General features: G+C 57.8%; 16 protein-coding genes. 8 read left to right on the top strand and 8 right to left on the bottom strand.

All coding sequences use genetic code 11. The features are described from left to right. Positions 1 to 61: 61 nt before the first annotated feature. Positions 62 to 487, bottom strand: a complete 426-nt coding sequence (gene exbD / locus C3406_RS06845) for a TonB system transport protein ExbD (RefSeq protein ID WP_103176959.1) — start codon at positions 485 to 487, stop codon at positions 62 to 64. Positions 488 to 493: 6 nt separating this feature from the next. Then, a complete protein-coding gene (gene exbB, locus C3406_RS06850) occupies positions 494 to 1,225 on the bottom strand; it encodes a tol-pal system-associated acyl-CoA thioesterase (RefSeq protein ID WP_103176960.1) in 732 nt (243 codons plus the stop codon). 251 nt (positions 1,226 to 1,476) lie between these two features. On the opposite strand from exbB, the gene metC reads away from it, so the two are divergent. Next, a complete protein-coding gene (gene metC / locus C3406_RS06860) occupies positions 1,477 to 2,664 on the top strand; it encodes a cystathionine beta-lyase (protein WP_103822858.1) in 1,188 nt (395 codons plus the stop codon). Positions 2,665 to 2,805: 141 nt separating this feature from the next. Continuing rightward, complete coding sequence (gene yghB / locus C3406_RS06865) at positions 2,806 to 3,465, top strand: DedA family general envelope maintenance protein YghB (RefSeq protein ID WP_103176962.1); 660 nt, start codon at positions 2,806 to 2,808, stop codon at positions 3,463 to 3,465. 88 nt (positions 3,466 to 3,553) lie between these two features. Here the strand turns inward: yghB and C3406_RS06870 are convergent, their stop codons facing one another. Next, on the bottom strand, positions 3,554 to 4,453 hold the full coding sequence (locus C3406_RS06870) for an AraC family transcriptional regulator (protein ID WP_103822859.1): 900 nt from the start codon (positions 4,451 to 4,453) through the stop codon (positions 3,554 to 3,556). A gap of 195 nt (positions 4,454 to 4,648) precedes the next feature. Here C3406_RS06870 and yqhD point away from each other — a divergent pair, with 195 nt between their 5' ends. Both yqhD and dkgA read left to right on the top strand, forming a co-directional pair. Continuing rightward, entirely contained in the window at positions 4,649 to 5,812 is a 1,164-nt protein-coding gene (yqhD, locus tag C3406_RS06875) for an alcohol dehydrogenase (RefSeq protein ID WP_103822860.1), read from the top strand. A gap of 105 nt (positions 5,813 to 5,917) precedes the next feature. Beyond that, positions 5,918 to 6,745, top strand: a complete 828-nt coding sequence (gene dkgA / locus C3406_RS06880; RefSeq protein WP_103822861.1) for a 2,5-didehydrogluconate reductase DkgA — start codon at positions 5,918 to 5,920, stop codon at positions 6,743 to 6,745. Positions 6,746 to 6,831: 86 nt separating this feature from the next. On the opposite strand, the gene C3406_RS06885 is transcribed toward dkgA, so the two are convergent. From C3406_RS06885 to C3406_RS06905, 5 genes are all read right to left on the bottom strand, one after another. Beyond that, positions 6,832 to 9,006, bottom strand: coding sequence for a YgiQ family radical SAM protein (locus C3406_RS06885; protein ID WP_103822862.1), 2,175 nt, complete (start codon positions 9,004 to 9,006; stop codon positions 6,832 to 6,834). A 163-nt stretch (positions 9,007 to 9,169) separates the two neighbouring features. After that, the gene (gene ftsP / locus C3406_RS06890) at positions 9,170 to 10,582 is read right to left on the bottom strand and encodes a cell division protein FtsP (protein ID WP_103822863.1); all 1,413 of its coding nucleotides are present in this window, start codon (positions 10,580 to 10,582) and stop codon (positions 9,170 to 9,172) included. 58 nt (positions 10,583 to 10,640) lie between these two features. Beyond that, complete coding sequence (gene plsC / locus C3406_RS06895) at positions 10,641 to 11,378, bottom strand: 1-acylglycerol-3-phosphate O-acyltransferase (RefSeq protein ID WP_103180982.1); 738 nt, start codon at positions 11,376 to 11,378, stop codon at positions 10,641 to 10,643. 122 nt (positions 11,379 to 11,500) lie between these two features. Next, complete coding sequence (gene parC / locus C3406_RS06900) at positions 11,501 to 13,759, bottom strand: DNA topoisomerase IV subunit A (protein WP_103822864.1); 2,259 nt, start codon at positions 13,757 to 13,759, stop codon at positions 11,501 to 11,503. 120 nt (positions 13,760 to 13,879) lie between these two features. Beyond that, on the bottom strand, positions 13,880 to 14,281 hold the full coding sequence (locus C3406_RS06905) for a YgiW/YdeI family stress tolerance OB fold protein (RefSeq protein ID WP_103176969.1): 402 nt from the start codon (positions 14,279 to 14,281) through the stop codon (positions 13,880 to 13,882). A gap of 139 nt (positions 14,282 to 14,420) precedes the next feature. On the opposite strand from C3406_RS06905, the gene qseB reads away from it, so the two are divergent. From qseB to C3406_RS06925, 4 genes are all read left to right on the top strand, one after another. Next, complete coding sequence (gene qseB / locus C3406_RS06910; RefSeq protein ID WP_103822865.1) at positions 14,421 to 15,080, top strand: quorum sensing response regulator transcription factor QseB; 660 nt, start codon at positions 14,421 to 14,423, stop codon at positions 15,078 to 15,080. Beyond that, positions 15,077 to 16,426, top strand: a complete 1,350-nt coding sequence (gene qseC / locus C3406_RS06915) for a quorum sensing histidine kinase QseC (RefSeq protein WP_103822866.1) — start codon at positions 15,077 to 15,079, stop codon at positions 16,424 to 16,426. Before qseB ends, qseC begins: the two co-directional genes overlap by 4 nt. Positions 16,427 to 16,532: 106 nt before the next feature. Continuing rightward, on the top strand, positions 16,533 to 17,114 hold the full coding sequence (locus tag C3406_RS06920; RefSeq protein ID WP_103176972.1) for an NAD(P)H-dependent oxidoreductase: 582 nt from the start codon (positions 16,533 to 16,535) through the stop codon (positions 17,112 to 17,114). Positions 17,115 to 17,143: 29 nt separating this feature from the next. Beyond that, positions 17,144 to 17,458 carry a putative quinol monooxygenase gene (locus C3406_RS06925; protein ID WP_103822963.1) on the top strand — a complete coding sequence of 105 codons (315 nt, stop codon included), beginning with the start codon at positions 17,144 to 17,146 and terminating at the stop codon, positions 17,456 to 17,458. The last annotated feature ends 49 nt before the right edge of the window (positions 17,459 to 17,507 follow it).

Here is a 17,507-nt window from a genome sequence, read left to right on the forward strand (position 1 = left end):
CGGGTAAGCGTAACGCCACCGGGCAAAAACAAAAACGGCAACCTGAGGTTGCCGTTTCTCTTTATTTCGCCGCCGCTTTCTCTTCGCCGACTAAACCAATTTTCAGGTAACCCGCCTGGTGCAGCGTGTCCATTACCTTCATCATGGTTTCGTAGTCGACGGTCTTGTCAGCCCGGAAGAAGACGGTAGTCTCTTTCTTGCCTTCGGTCAGGGCGTTCAGCGCCGGGATCACCGACTCATCGGTCACCGGATCGTTGCCGAGGAACATAGATTTATCGGCTTTGACAGAGAGATAAATCGGTTTTTCCGGGCGCGGCTGCGGCTGACTGGATGACGCAGGCAGATTCACCTTCACGTCTACGGTCGCCAGCGGCGCCGCCACCATGAAGATAATCAGCAGAACCAACATAACGTCGATAAACGGCGTCACGTTGATTTCGTGCATTTCGCCGTTATCGTCCAGATTTTCATTAAGACGCATTGCCATGACGAATCAACCTACGTGAAATTTCTGAGCAGAACGAATCGGCTTAGCCGAGCTGGCGCTGAGATCCAGATCGCGGCTTTGCAGCAGCAGAACCTGGGCGGCAACGTCGCCGAGGGTCGCTTTGTAGCTGCCAATCATACGGGCGAAGACGTTATAAATAACGACTGCCGGGATTGCTGCCACCAGACCAATGGCCGTTGCCAGCAGTGCTTCGGCGATGCCGGGCGCCACAACTGCAAGGTTAGTAGTTTGCGTCTGGGCGATGCCGATAAAGCTGTTCATGATGCCCCAGACAGTACCGAACAGACCGACGAACGGCGAAATCGCGCCGATGGTCGCCAGGTAACCGTTACCCCGTCCCATATGACGGCCAACGGCCGCAACGCGACGCTCAAGGCGGAAGCCGGTACGCTCTTTAATCCCTTCGTTGTCTTCACTGCCTGCAGAAAGTTCGAGCTCGTTCTGCGCTTCGTTAATTAACAGGGTGGTCAGGCTCTTCGCCTGGAAAGAGGCGGCCATGTCGCTCGCCTGATTCAGGGTGCGGGCTTCGGCCAGCTGCTGCTGCTCGCGCTTAAGGCGACGTTTATGGGAAAGAAGCTCTACGCTCTTGCTAAAGAAAATAGCCCAGGTGACGACAGACGCCAGAATCAGGCCGATCATGACAATCTTCACCACGATGTCGGCATGATGATACATACCCCAGACGGAGAGGTCCGTCTGCATCAAATTATTACCCACTCGGTATCTCCAGGACGCAAATCACAAAATCTGAGCATAATAATATCAAAACAACGTCGAATTGATAGTAGTTCTCATTAGTATTTACATAGTGCCGTAAATTCGTTTCATTTTCCTTGCGCTTACGCAGGAAAAATTTCCCGGAAACAAATTTTAAAAAATTTTCCGCTGAACCCACTACCGCTAACGTGACCATTTTTACTTTCGTGGTAGTGTGGACGTCCAGACGTATAAAAACAGGTTGCGCAGACATGAAAGAGAAGCATCTTGATACCACCCTTGTCCAGGCGGGACGCAGTAAAAAATATACCCTTGGTTCCGTGAACAGCGTCATCCAGCGCGCCTCGTCGCTGGTGTTTGATACCGTTGAGGCGAAAAAGCACGCTACCCGTAACCGGGCCAACGGTGAGCTGTTTTACGGGCGTCGCGGCACGCTGACCCACTTCTCGCTACAGGAAGCGATGTGCGAGCTGGAGGGCGGCGCGGGGTGTGCACTCTTCCCCTGCGGCGCAGCGGCGGTGGCCAACACCATTCTGGCCTTCGTTGAGCAGGGCGACCATATCCTGATGACCAACACCGCCTACGAGCCAAGCCAGGACTTCTGCACCAAAATTCTCAGCAAGCTGGGGGTCACTACCGACTGGTTCGATCCGCTGATTGGCGCGAACATCGCCGATCTGATCCAGCCCAACACCCGGATTGTGTTCCTGGAATCACCCGGCTCTATCACTATGGAAGTGCATGATGTGCCAGCCATTGTGCAGGCGGTACGCAGCAAAGCGCCGGAGGCTATCATCATGATTGATAACACCTGGGCGGCGGGTGTGCTGTTTAAGGCGCTCGATTTTGGTATCGACATCTCGATTCAGGCGGCGACGAAGTACCTGATTGGCCACTCTGACGGGATGATTGGTACCGCGGTTTCCAACGCCCGCTGCTGGGAGCAGCTGCGTGAGAACGCCTATCTGATGGGCCAGATGGTGGATGCCGACACTGCCTATATGACCAGCCGCGGCTTGCGTACCCTTGGTGTGCGTCTGCGTCAACATCATGAAAGCAGCGTGCAGGTTGCGCAGTGGCTGGCGCAGCATCCCCAGGTGGCGCGGGTTAACCATCCGGCACTGCCGGGCAGCGTCGGGCATGAATTCTGGCAACGTGACTTCACGGGCAGCAGCGGCCTGTTCTCATTCGTGCTTAATAAACGCCTGAGCAATGACGAACTTGCCGCTTACCTGGATAACTTCTCGCTGTTCAGCATGGCCTACTCCTGGGGCGGCTTTGAGTCGCTGATCCTGCCGAACCAGCCAGAGCAGATTGCGGCCCTGCGTCCGGGCGGCAACGTGGACTTTACCGGCACCCTGATCCGCCTGCATATCGGCCTGGAAAACGTCGATGATTTGATCGCCGATTTAGAGGCCGGGTTTGCGCGTATCGAATAGCGCAGGGCCACAAAAACAGTCCGCGGACACTTTTCTCCACGTTAAGTGCAGAAAAGTCTGATTTGTTGCGTCTGCGATCAAAGCCCGCCGACGAAATAGGGAGTACAATAGCTTTATATATGCTGTTCCACAGGAAAGCCCATGGCTGTTATTCAAGATATTATCGCTGCACTCTGGCAACACGACTTTGCAGCACTGGCGGATCCGCACGTGGTTGGGATTGTCTATTTCGTTATGTTCGCCACGCTGTTTCTGGAAAATGGGTTACTGCCCGCCTCCTTTTTACCGGGGGATAGTCTGCTGCTGTTGGCAGGGGCGTTAATCGGTAAAGGGGTCATGGACTTTACCCCCACGATGGTGATCCTTACTTCAGCCGCCAGCCTGGGCTGCTGGCTCAGCTATTTGCAGGGCCGCTGGCTCGGCAATACGCGGGTGGTCAAAAGCTGGCTGGCGCAGCTGCCGCATAAATACCATCAGCGGGCGAACTGCATGTTCGATCGTCATGGCCTGCTGGCGCTGCTGGTTGGGCGTTTTCTGGCCTTTGTGCGTACGCTGCTGCCAACCATGGCTGGCATCTCCGGGCTCTCTAACCGCCGCTTCCAGTTCTTTAACTGGCTGAGCGCGCTGCTGTGGGTCGGTGTAGTGACTACCTTTGGCTATGCCCTGAGCATGATCCCGTTCGTTAAACGCCATGAAGATCAGGTCATGACCTTCCTGATGATCCTGCCGATTTTCCTGCTGGTCGCAGGGCTGGTGGGAACGATTGTGGTGGTGATCCGTAAGAAGTACTGCAACGCCTGAGGCGCTGCTGTCGTTGTAGCCCCGGTAAGCGTAGCGCCTCCGGGGAAAAGCGCCGGGCGGCACTGCGTTTGCCCGGCCTACATGTCAATCACATCCCCTGCATCATCCGCATCCGCGCCGCATCTTCCCCCGGCGTCACACCAAAGTAGCGCTTGAACTCGCGGCTGAACTGCGAGGCGCTTTCATAGCCTACCCGCAGCGCGGCGGCGCTGGCTTTCATGCCATCGTGGATCATCATCATCCGCGCCTTATGCAGGCGGTAGCTCTTGAGATACTGCAGCGGCGAGGTGCTGGTTACCGACTTAAAGTTATGGTGGAACGCCGAGACGCTCATGTTGGCCTCAGCCGCCAGCTGATCCACGCTCAGGTTTTCAGTGTACTGGCTCTCGATGCGTTTCAGCACCCGGCCAATCAGGCTGAAATGGGTCTGACGGCTGACCAACGCCAGCAGCGCCCCGCCGCCCGGCCCCAGCAGGATGTGGTAGAGGATCTCGCGCACGATCTGCTTACCCAGAATCCGCGCGTCCAGCGGCCGCTCCATCACGTCCAGCAGACGTTCAATGGCGCAGAGTATCTCATCCGTCAGCGTGGCGGAGTTGATGCCGCTCGCCGCCATCGACGGGCGAAACAGTTCGTCCTCGCCAATGTCCATCAGCAGCTCCTGCAGTTGCAGGATATCGATATTTAAGCGAATACCTGCCAGCGGCACCGCCTCTGTCGCGAAAGTTTCACATTCAAAGGGTAAAGGTACTGTCAGGAGCAGATATTCGTTGGGGTCATAACGAAATACCCGCTCATTGATATAGCCAATTTTGTGGCCAGAAAAGAGAAAAATTATACCCGGCTGATACATCACCGGCGTGCGGGCGTAGGGCTGAGTCCCGTACAACAAGCGAACATCCGGCAGCAGCGTATCAAGATAATTTTCATTATCTTTCAGTTTCTTAATTTGTTCCGTTAGCTGCAGGCAGACCGCTTCACGTTTCATCTTCTCTCACTCCGGGTACGTTTTCCGACGCCTGCAGTGTGCGCATTTTTTCCCGTTTTCTCCAGCACTGTGTAGAAATGGGCAAGACAACGGCAGGAATGTGCATTGAGAGGAGCGCGTACGCTCGCCACAATGAGCACCATCAGGCAGCCCTCTGTGCCGCCCTGTTTTTTCACCCACCAAAGGGAACGAACAATGAACAATTTTAATCTGCATACCCCAACCCGCATCCTGTTTGGTAAAGGCGCCATCGCCGATCTGCGCGAGCAGATCCCGGCCAACGCCCGCGTCCTGATTACCTATGGCGGCGGTAGCGTGAAGAAGAATGGCGTCCTGGATCAGGTTTACTCCGCGCTGGAAGGCATGGACGTGCGCGAGTTCAGCGGCATTGAGCCAAACCCCTCTTACGAAACGCTGATGAAGGCGGTGAAAATCGCCCGTGACGAGCAGATCACCTTCCTGCTGGCGGTGGGCGGCGGTTCGGTATTGGACGGTACCAAGTTTATCGCCGCGGCGGCACACTATGCTGACGGCATTGATCCGTGGCACATCCTGCAAACCGGCGGCAGCGACATCAAGAGCGCCATTCCGATGGGCTCCGTCCTGACCCTGCCGGCGACCGGCTCCGAGTCCAATAAAGGCGCGGTGATCTCCCGTAAAACCACCGGCGACAAGCAGGCCTTTATGAACGAGCACGTGCAGCCGGTGTTTGCGGTGCTGGATCCGGTCTACACCTACACCCTGCCGCCGCGTCAGGTGGCGAACGGCGTAGTGGATGCTTTTGTCCACACCGTTGAGCAGTACGTTACTTACCCGGTGAACGCTAAGATTCAGGATCGTTTCGCTGAGGGCATTCTGCTGACCCTGATCGAAGATGGCCCGCTGGCGCTGAAAGAGCCAGAAAACTACGAAGCGCGCGCCAACGTGATGTGGGCTGCCACCCAGGCGCTGAACGGCCTGATTGGCGCAGGCGTGCCACAGGACTGGGCAACCCATATGCTGGGCCATGAGCTGACGGCGATGCACGGCCTCGATCATGCCCAGACCCTGGCCGTGGTTCTGCCTGCACTGTGGAATGAAAAACGCGACACCAAGCGTGGCAAGCTGCTGCAGTACGCTGAGCGCGTCTGGGGTATTACTGCCGGTTCTGAAGATGAGCGTATCGATGCGGCTATCGCTGCCACCCGCAACTTCTTCGAGCAGTTGGGTGTTCCGACGCGTCTCTCCGGCTACGGTCTGGACGGCAGTTCCATCCCTGCCCTGCTGGCAAAACTTGAGGAGCACGGCATGACGCAAATCGGGGAACATCATGACATTACTCTCGATGTAAGCCGCCGTATTTACGAGGCCGCTCGCTAACTGATTTTACGCGATTGCCTTCCGTTTTTCGGCATTTAGGCCAGGCTTAATGCACATACGCCACCAGGGGATCACTCCTGGTGGATGTCCAATGAAGGAGGAAAAATGGCAAACCAAACCGTAATCAAGCTTCAGGATGGCAACGTAATGCCCCAGTTGGGGCTCGGCGTATGGAAAGCCGGTAACGACGAGGTCGTCTCCGCCATTCATAAAGCACTGGAAGTCGGCTATCGCTCCATTGATACCGCTGCCGCCTACAAAAATGAGGAGGGCGTCGGCAAGGCCCTTGCCAGCGCTGGCGTACCCCGCGAAGAGCTGTTCATTACTACCAAGCTGTGGAATGACGACCAGAAGCGTCCGGCAGAAGCCCTGCAGGAGAGCCTGGACAAGCTGCAGCTCGATTTTGTCGATCTCTATCTGATGCACTGGCCGGTTCCGGCTATCGACCATTACGTCGATGCCTGGAAAGGGATGATTGAGCTGCAAAAAGCCGGGCTGATAAAAAGCATCGGGGTCTGTAACTTCCAGGTTCACCATCTGCAGCGCCTGATTGATGAGACGGGCGTCGCCCCGGTGATCAACCAGATTGAGCTGCACCCGCTGATGCAGCAGCGCCAGCTGCATGCCTGGAATGCGACCCACAAGATCCAGACCGAATCCTGGAGCCCGCTGGCCCAGGGCGGCGAAGGGGTATTCGATCAGAAAATTATCCGCGATCTGGCCGATAAGTATGGCAAAACCCCGGCACAGATTGTCATTCGCTGGCATCTGGACTGCGGTCTGGTGGTGATCCCGAAATCGGTCACCCCGTCGCGCATCGCTGAGAACTTCAACGTGTGGGATTTCCGCCTGGATAAAGATGAACTGGGTGAAATTGCGAAGCTGGATAAAGGCAAGCGTTTAGGCCCGGATCCGGACCAGTTTGGCGGTTAGTAAAAAGCCGGGTGGCGGCTTCGCCTTACCCGGCCTACATATCAGAGCATAGGCCCGGTAAGCGCAGCGCCACCGGGCAATGCGGTTTAACCGCTCTTACGTTTTACACTCTTCTTCGTGCTCGCCCCACCGTTCGAACGCTGATGCACAATTGACGTGTGCTTGGTCAGGGCCGGACGTGTATTGCGGTTCTGGCGGCGCGCTTCGCGCATCTCTTCAACCGTTGGCGCAGGCACCAGACAGTCGCGGCGTGAGCCAATCAGGTGCTTTTTGCCCATCTCTTCCAGCGCCTGGCGGATCAGCGGCCAGTTTTTCGGATCGTGATAACGCAGCAGGGCTTTATGCAGGCGACGCTGTTTGTCCCCCTTCGGCACCACCACATCTTCACTCTTATAGCCAATCTTACTCAGCGGGTTCTTGCCGGTGTAATACATGGTGGTTGAGTTCGCCAGCGGCGACGGATAGAAGTTCTGCACCTGATCCAGACGGAAGCGACGCTGCTTCAGCCACAGAGCCAGGTTCACCATGTCTTCATCACGCGTGCCCGGGTGTGCGGAGATAAAGTATGGGATCAGGTACTGCTCTTTCCCGGCCTGCTTCGAATAGGTATCGAACAGCTCTTTAAAGCGATCGTAGCTCCCCATCCCCGGCTTCATCATCTTCGATAATGGCCCCTCTTCGGTATGCTCCGGGGCGATCTTCAGGTAGCCGCCCACGTGGTGGGTCGCCAGCTCTTTGATGTAGCGCGGATCTTCCACGGCGATGTCATAACGCACCCCGGAAGCGATGAGGATCTTCTTGATGCCTTTCAGATCGCGGGCACGACGGTAGAGGTTGATCGTCGGCTCATGATTGGTGTCCATGTGTTCGCAAATGCTCGGATAGACACAGGAGAGACGACGGCAGGTCTGCTCCGCGCGCGGCGACTTACAGCGCAGCATGTACATGTTGGCGGTTGGGCCACCCAGATCGGAGATGACGCCGGTAAAGCCCGGTACCGTGTCGCGAATGGCTTCGATCTCGTTGACGATGGAGTCTTCAGAGCGGCTCTGAATAATGCGCCCTTCATGCTCGGTGATCGAACAGAAAGAGCAGCCCCCGAAGCAGCCACGTATGATATTGATCGAGAAGCGGATCATCTCGTACGCCGGGATACGGGCGTTGCCGTACGCCGGGTGCGGTACGCGTTTGTACGGCAGCGCAAACACGCTGTCCATCTCTTCGGTAGAGAGTGGGATCGCCGGCGGGTTAATCCAGATGTAGCGCTCACCGTGCTTTTGCATCAGCGCACGGGCACAGCCCGGGTTGGTTTCATGGTGCAGAATACGGGACGCATGCGCGTAGAGCACCTTGTCACTTTTTACCTTCTCAAAGGATGGCAGCAGCACGTAGGTCTTTTCCCACGGCTTCGGACGCGGCGGCTGCACCACGATAGCTTTTGCTTCGGCTTTCTTCGGCGCAACCGGCTTGTTATCCGCACACGGCAGATCTTCGCCGTACGGATGCGGGATCGGGTCGATTTTGCCCGGCATATCGATGATACGGGAATCCACCCCTTTCCAGCCCGGCAGCGCCTCTTTCACCATGATCGCGGTATTACGCACGTCGCGGATATCGCCCACCGGTTCGCCCTGCGCCAGACGGTGCGCCACTTCCACCAGCGGACGCTCGCCGTTGCCGAAGATCAGCATGTCGGCTTTGGAGTCCACCAGCACCGAACGGCGTACGGTATCAGACCAGTAGTCGTAGTGCGCGGTACGGCGCAGGCTCGCTTCGATACCCCCCAGGATAACCGGTACATCTTTCCAGGCCTCTTTGCAGCGCTGGGTGTAGACGAGGGTTGCGCGATCCGGACGCTTGCCCGCCACGTTATCCGCGGTGTAGGCGTCGTCGTGACGCAGCTTGCGGTCAGCGGTGTAGCGGTTGATCATCGAGTCCATGTTGCCCGCGGTAACGCCAAAGAAGAGGTTCGGCTTACCGAGGCGCATAAAATCATCTTTGCTGTTCCAGTCAGGCTGGGCAATGATCCCGACGCGGAAGCCCTGGGCTTCGAGCATGCGACCGCAGATCGCCATACCAAAGCTCGGGTGATCGACGTAAGCGTCACCCGTCACCAGGATAATGTCGCAGCTGTCCCAGCCAAGTTGGTCCATCTCTTCACGAGACATCGGCAGGAAAGGCGCCGGTCCAAAGCAGGCCGCCCAGTACTGCGGCCAGGAGAAGAGGTCACGATCCGGCTGGATCAGGGAAATTGCGCTCATAATGCTTCCGAAGAAAAAATAGACAAAAGGAGCGGGATTATACGCTGGATCATTGTGGGAAATGAAGGAGTATTGTGCGGGGGATGTTAATGCCCGGTGGCGCTTCGCTTACCGGGCCTACGGCCTGTAGGTCGGGTAAGGCGAAGCCGCCACCCGGCACGTTTTACGGTGCCGGATTGATTAACATTTGCCCCACCGAGCCGCGATCCGCCATCTCCAGCGTCTGGCTGTGGAACAGGAACGGGAAGTGCGGCCAGGAAGGCTGCCCATAATAGACCAGCAGTTCCACCTGCCCGTCGACCCAGACGGTATCCTTCCAGCCTCTGTCTTCCGGGAACGGCATGGCGCCGTTGACGTTGCGGATCAGGAAACTCACCCCTTCGATATGGAACGACTGCGGCCTGTCGGCGCGCACCGTCCAGCGCTCCCAGGAGCCCTGCTGGGCGGTAATATCGATGCGGTTCACATCCCACAGCTGGCCGTTAATGCCCGGGTCGTCGCCAAGGCTGATATCCCGGCTGCGCACCGGCGTACCGCTCAGGATCTCCTCCGGCAGCAGGCGCATCGGCAGGGTATCGGTCACCAGCGGCAGCAGACCGGTTGGACGCAGGGTTAACACCAGCGTCGAGACCAGAATGCTCGACGGCTCAAAGAAACCGCGCAGACGATCAACGATGCCCGCCGCCTCGCCACAGGTGATCGACACCTCTTCGCCGTTGGTCATATCCACCAGAATTTCGCGTCGCTCGCCCGGCGCCAGCGCCAGTTGTTTAACCGACACCGGAGCCGGTAAAAAGCCCTGATCCCCGGCAATGACGTGCAGCGCGCGGCCATCGCTCATCTGCAGTTGATAGCGACGCGAGTTGGAGGCATTCAGCAGACGCAGGCGTACCCAGCCGCGTGACACCTCGACATAGGGGCTTTGCGCGCCGTTGACCAGCAGCGTGTCACCCACAAAACCGCCGCTGCCCGGCTCGCTGTACTCCGGCGTACCGAAATTATCCAGCCGCTTGTCCTGAATGATGAGCGGGAAGTCATCCACCCCGTAGTGGTTCGGGATCGGCAGGGATTTACTGACCTCATCCTCTATCAGCCACATCCCGGCCAGACCGTTGTAGACCTGCTGCGCGGTGCGGTTCGGGGTGTTGGCGTGATACCAGAGGGTGGCGGCGCGTTGGCGGACCGGCAGAACTGGTGCCCAGTCGGCGCTTGCGGACATCATGCGCGGGGCACCGCCCAGCAGCGGGCCCGGCACCTGCATCCCGCTGATGGTCATGGCCACGTTCTCCGCCAGACGGTTGCTGTAGATCAGTTTGACGTCATCGCCGCTCCAGACGCGCACCGTCGGGCCGAGGTAACGTCCGTTGATGCCCCAGACCGAAGCCCGGGTACCCTGAGTGAACGACCAGTGGGCGCGCTGTAGCGTCAGAAACAGCGGCTGCCCGCGGCGGGATTCCAGTAACGGCGGAATGGGCAGCGGCTGCTGCTGCCCGGCGGCGTTTGCCCTCAGCGGAACCGCGCCTGCACAAAGGGCGATCCCCGATGCCTGAATAAACTGACGGCGACTGAGTGACATAATGGCTCCATCTATAAACGCACTAACACACGGGAATTCGTTTTCCCTTTAAGCCGGCTTAAACCTTGCCAGCAGCTTCTCGCTCTGCGACTTCTTTATCGAGCTCAGCGATTTTATTCAGCATTAATTCGCGGCAATGTGCCGCCAGCTCGCGTACCTGGTCTTTGCCATATTTACTGACATCGACCGGCGGCAGCATCTCTACGATGACCAGACCGTTACGCAGACGATTCAGGTTTATCTTATTCGATGTGTTGGAAACACACACTGGAATAATCGGTACGCCTGCCGCAATTGCGGCATGAAATGCGCCAGTTTTGAACGGCAGCAGGCCACGACCCCGGCTACGGGTCCCTTCCGGGAACATCCAGATAGAGATCTTGCGTTTTTTGAAGTGGTTCACCACCTCGGCAATCGTGCCGTGCGCCTTGGCCCGGTTGTTACGGTCAATCAGCAGGTTGCCGGTGAGCCAGTAGAGCTGGCCGAAGAACGGGATCCACAGCAGGCTTTTCTTGCCCACGGTGACGGTTGGCGGCTGCACGATTTTCGCTGCGGTCACCATATCGTAGTTATTCTGGTGGTTACCGATATAGATAGCGTTACCAAATTTCTCTGCCCCTTCCGGCAGACGCGTTTCCACCTTCAGGCCAAACAGCGGCGCCAGACGGGCAAACATGTGGCCAAAGGTGGCAACGTGTTTTGGATTACGCGGGCTGAACAGGCAGTAAACAGAGCCGAAGATACAGACCAGAATGCAGTAGATAACGGCAAGAATGGTACGAACAATTAATAGCATAGCGACCTCAAAAACCCCTGACAGTTGACGATTATACTGCAACTGTTAGCGGGTAACTCTTTTGTTTCTATAACGGATGTTTTTCACGAGTCCCCCTCCTGAGCGGAGGGGGAGGTGCTCTGTTACGCTTCGTTGTCGCCCGATGTCGCGCGGTGTGGAGAGTCGATCTCTACACGGTCAATGCGCTGCAAGCCACGCATCAGCGATCCTTTGCGTCCACGTTCGCCCACCACTTTCTGCAGCTCTTCCGGGCGCAGCTTGATTTTGCGTTTACCCACATGGATGGTCAACGTGCTCTGCGGCGGCAGAATAAAGAGGTGCGCCAGGCTGTCTTCCCCTTTTGCCGCATCCGCCGCGGCGATGTTGATGATCTTATTGCCTTTGCCTTTCGACAGCTGCGGCAGATCGCTGAGCGGGAACATCAGCATGCGGCCCGCGGCGGAGATCGCCAGCAGCATGTCGTTCTCGTCTTCAATCACCAGCGGGGCCATGACCCGGGCGTTATCCGGCAGACTAATCAACGCCTTGCCCGCACGGTTGCGCGAGATCAGATCGTTAAAGGTACAGATGAAGCCGTAGCCCGCATCGGAGGCCAGCAGCAGCTTCTGCTCATCGCCTTCCATCAGCATATGCTCAATGGTCGCCCCTGGCGGCAGCGTCAGCTTGCCGGTGAGCGGCTCGCCCTGCCCGCGCGCTGACGGCAGCGTAATCGGGTCGATGGCGTAGCTGCGCCCGGTGGTGTCGATAAAGGCCACCGGCTGGTTGCTCTTGCCCTTCACGGCGGCTTTGAAGCTGTCGCCCGCTTTGTAACTCAGACCCGGCGCGTCGATATCATGACCTTTGGCGCTACGCACCCAGCCGCTTTGTGACAGCACAATGGTCACCGGCTCGGACGGCTGCAGGTCATGCTCGCTCATCGCTTTCGCTTCTTCACGCTCGTGCAGCGGAGAGCGACGCTCATCGCCGAAGGCATCGGCGTCAGCCTGCAGCTCTTTCTTCAGCAGGTTGTTCATCTTGCGTTCGGAGGCGAGGATCGCCTGCAGCTGATCGCGCTCTTTTTCCAGCTCGTTCTGCTCACCGCGAATTTTCATCTCTTCCAGCTTCGCGAGATGGCGCAGTTTCAGCTCAAGGATCGCTTCCGCCTGGGTTTCGCTGATGCCAAAGCGCGACATCAGGGCCGGCTTCGGCTCATCCTCGGTACGGATGATCTCAATCACTTCGTCGATGTTGAGGAACGCCACCAGCAAACCTTCGAGGATGTGCAGGCGCTTAAGCACTTTCTCCAGACGGTGATTCAGACGACGGCGCACCGTATCGCGGCGGAAGGTCAGCCATTCTGTAAGGATCTCCAGCAGGTTTTTCACCGCCGGGCGGCCATCCAGCCCGATCATGTTCAGGTTGATACGATAGCTTTTTTCCAGATCGGTGGTGGCGAACAGGTGGTTCATCACCGGCTCCATATCCACACGGTTGGAACGCGGCACGATCACCAGACGAGTCGGGTTTTCGTGGTCGGATTCATCGCGCAGATCGTCCACCATCGGCAGCTTTTTATTACGCATCTGGGCGGCGATCTGCTCCAGCACCTTCGCGCCGGAAACCTGGTGCGGCAGCGCGGTGATCACCACCGCGCCATCCTCTTTGGTCCACACCGCGCGCATACGCACCGAGCCGCGACCGTTCTGGTAGATTTTGCGGATTTCCGCGCGGGAGGTAATGATCTCCGCTTCGGTCGGGAAGTCCGGCCCCTGCACGATATCCAGCAGATCGTCCAGCGTGGTCTTCGGCTGTTCAATCAGGGTGATGGCCGCTTTCGCCACTTCACGCAGGTTGTGCGGCGGGATATCCGTCGCCATCCCGACGGCAATGCCGGTGGTGCCGTTCAGCAAAATGTTCGGCAGACGCGCAGGCAGCATTTTCGGCTCCTGCAGCGTACCGTCGAAGTTGGGTACCCACTCCACGGTGCCCTGGCCCAGCTCGCTGAGCAGCAGTTCGGCATATTTAGAGAGACGGGATTCGGTATAACGCATCGCCGCGAACGACTTCGGATCGTCCGGCGCACCCCAGTTCCCTTGGCCGTCGACCAGCGGATAGCGGTAGGAGAACGGCTGAGCCATCAACACCATCGCTTCATAGCAGGCGCTGTCGCCGTGCGGATGGTATTTACCCAGCACGTCACCCACGGTACGGGCGGATTTTTTAAACTTGGCGCTGGCGTTCAGACCCAGCTCAGACATCGCATAAACGATGCGGCGCTGAACGGGTTTCAGGCCATCTCCGATAAACGGCAACGCCCTGTCCATGATGACGTACATGGAGTAGTTCAGGTAGGCGTTTTCCGTGAATTCATGTAGCGCGAGGCGCTCTGCCATATCGCTCATTAAATGGGATTCCTCAACTCAGAAACCAGTTGGTTTCAGGCAATATTGCCGCAGATACTACCTTATCTGGCGAGTCGAGTCACAAAGAAAAAGGGGCCGGAATAGCGGCCCCTTGATGGGTTATTTATTCAGCTTGATAACCTGTTTCACGTCGATTTCGAAATCGTTCCACTCTTTATCGACCTTGCCCTGCAGCTCAACCTTATCCTGCGGCGTAATGGTCTGGCCGTTCCAGTGTTTATTGTCGATCTCCACCGTTACCGTGCCGCTCTCATCACGGAAGGTATAACGGTCGTCAGAGAGGCGCTCGGTAATCGTCCCGCGCAGTTTCACCCAGCTGTCATCCTTCATATCCTTGACCTTCTGTGCCGTGGTGAGGTTAGCGTCATTATCGACAAACCCACCCTGCTGGGTTTGCGTCTGGGTTGCCGTCGCGGATGGGCCATTAAATCCACCCTGTGCCGCAAACACCGGCGCGGAGGTGATCATCATGATGGCAGCAATAGCAGCAATTTTTTTCATCTTAACTCTCCCTTTAATGTCGTTTCGCAATCCATTAAACAGGGTAAACCTTAACAACTTCTTAAGCGGAAAATTTAAATTTTTTTACTGTACAGCTGTGCGTAACAGAGGGTTTACTGACGGCATCAGGGAGGGAAATATGCGCATTTTACTGGTAGAAGATGACAGGCTGATTGGCGACGGCATTAAAGCCGGGCTGACGAAAATGGGCTTTTGCGTGGACTGGTTCACCGACGGCGAAACGGGCCGCGCGGCGCTCTACAGCGCCCCCTACGACGCCGTGGTACTCGACCTGACGCTGCCCGGCCTCGACGGGCTACAAATCCTGCGCGAATGGCGGGCACAGGGGCGCGACGAACCGGTGCTGATATTAACCGCGCGGGATGCGCTCGATCAGCGCGTCGAGGGGCTGCGCCTGGGGGCTGACGATTATTTCTGTAAACCCTTCGCCCTGATTGAGGTGGCCGCCCGCCTGGAGGCGCTGGTGCGCCGCAGCCACGGGCAGGCGCACAGCGAACTGCGCCACGGTAAGATCACGCTCAATCCTACCAGCCTCGTCGCCACGCTAAACGGCGAAACTCTGGTGCTGAAGCCGAAAGAGTTTGCCCTGCTGGAACTCCTGATGCGCAACGCAGGCCGCGTCCTGCCGCGGAAGCTGATTGAAGAGAAGCTCTATACCTGGGATGACGACGTCTCCAGTAACGCCATAGAGGTCCACATACACCATCTGCGCCGCAAGCTCGGCAGCGATGTTATCCGCACCGTGCACGGCATCGGTTATACCCTGGGTGACGCATGAAACTGACCCAACGCCTCAGCCTCAAGCTGCGCCTGACGCTGCTGTTCTTAGCCCTGTCGCTGACGGCGTGGTTTGCCGCGAGCATCGTCGCCTGGCACCAGACCACCGATAAGCTCGATAAGCTGTTTGACACCCAGCAGATGCTGTTTGCCAAACGGCTGCTGACCATGGATCTTGACGAGCTCAAAGCCCCGGAACGCATGCGCGAGGTGCCGAAAAAAGCCCGTCACGGCCATCTGGATGACGATGCGCTGGCCTTCGCCATCTACACCCCCGAGGGCAAAATGGTGCTTAACGACGGCGAAAACGGGCGCGACATTCCGTATCACTATCGCCGGGAAGGGTTTGATAACGGCCAGCTCAACGACGATAACGACGAATGGCGCTTCCTCTGGCTCACCGCCCCGGACGGCAAGTACCGGGTGGTGGTCGGCCAGGAGCGGGAGTACCGTCAGGAGATGGCGCTGGACGTGGTGCGATCGCAGCTCACGCCTTGGCTGGTGGCGCTGCCGGTGATGCTGCTGTTGCTTATCGTCTTGCTGAGCCGGGAACTGCACCCGCTGAAAAAGCTGGCGCAAACCCTGCGCCTCCGCTCACCGGATGCCACTGACCGCCTGCCGACCCACGGCGTGCCCGTTGAGGTTCGCCCGCTGCTCGATGCGCTGAATCATCTGTTCGCCCGCACCCAGGAGATGATGGCCCGCGAGCGCCGCTTTACCTCCGATGCCGCCCATGAACTGCGCAGCCCCCTCACCGCCCTGAAGGTGCAGACCGACGTGGCGCAGCTGTCGCTGGACGATCCTGAGGCGCAGGGCAAAGCGCTGAACCAGCTACACGCCGGTATCGACCGGGCATCGCGGCTGGTTGAGCAGCTCCTGACCCTGTCGCGCCTGGATTCGCTGGAGAGCCTCGATGACGTGGAATCCCTGGTGCTGGCCGATGTTCTCCAGTCGGCGGTGATGGAGATCTACCCTTCGGCGCAGCAGGCCGGGATCGAGATGCGCCTGAACATCAACGCCCCGCAGGTCACCCGCCCCGGTCAGCAGCTGCTGCTGAGCCTGCTGGTACGCAATCTGCTGGATAACGCCGTCCGCTACAGCCCGCGCGGCAGTGTGGTGGAGGTTACGCTGGATAGCCGCAGTTTTACCGTCCGTGACAACGGACCGGGCATCGCCCCCGAGGCGCTGGCGCGGATCGGCGAACGCTTCTATCGCCCGCCAGGACAGGAGCAAACCGGCAGCGGGTTGGGGTTATCTATCGTCAAACGGATTGCCGCCCTGCATCGAATGACGGTTACACTCGGGAATGCGCCGGAGGGCGGCTTTGTCGTCACCGTCGGCTGGTAGGGTATTATTGCTGTTATAGCAAAAGACTTTGCACATTTTGCTAATTTCACCGCACCGCTGTCGCGCGTAGAATAGCCCTCAGACTCGCTACTCTGAGGACAACTTAATGAGCAATATCCTAATTATCAACGGCGCAAAAAAATTCGCCCACTCCAATGGCCAACTGAATGACACCCTGACCGAGGTCGCGGACGGCTTCCTGCGCGACGCCGGGCATGATGTTAAGGTCGTGCGCACCGACGGTGAGTACGATATCCAGGCCGAAGTGCAGAACTTCCTCTGGGCTGACGTGGTGATCTGGCAGATGCCTGGCTGGTGGATGGGCGCGCCGTGGACCGTGAAAAAGTACATGGACGATGTCTTTACCGAAGGCCACGGCGCGCTGTATGCCAGCGATGGCCGCACCCGTTCAGATGCCTCGAAAAAATATGGCTCCGGCGGTCTGATTCAGGGGAAAAAGTACATGCTTTCCCTCACCTGGAACGCCCCGATAGAAGCCTTCACCGAAGAAGATCAGTTCTTCCACGGCGTGGGCGTGGACGGTGTTTATCTGCCGTTCCACAAAGCCAACCAGTTCCTGGGAATGGAGGCGCTGCCGACCTTTATCACCAACGACGTGATTAAAATGCCAGACGTGCCACGCTATATCGCAGAATATCGCAAGCATCTGGCTGAAATTTTTGCTTAACTGGTTGCATGTTATCAGGAGAAATGACCATGCTTACCGTTATTGCTGAAATTCGTACCCGTCCTGGCCAACATCACCGTCAGGCGGTGCTGGATCAGTTCGCTAAAATTATCCCGACCGTTTTAGAAGAAGCCGGCTGCCACGGCTACGCGCCGATGGTGGACACCGCTGCAGGCGTCAGCTTCCAGACCACCGCCCCCGACTCCATCGTGATGGTTGAGCAGTGGGAAACCGTGGCGCACCTTGAAGCGCATCTGCAGACCCCGCACATGAAAGCGTGGAGCGAGGCGGTGAAGGGTGACGTTCTGGAAACGCATATCCGTATTCTGGAAAACGGGGTTTAACCCCTGTTTTGCCCGGTGGCGCTACGCTTACCGGGCCTACAAAACCGTA

The organism is Leclercia sp. LSNIH8, from assembly GCF_002920195.1.
Classification (GTDB): Bacteria; Pseudomonadota; Gammaproteobacteria; order Enterobacterales; family Enterobacteriaceae; genus Enterobacter.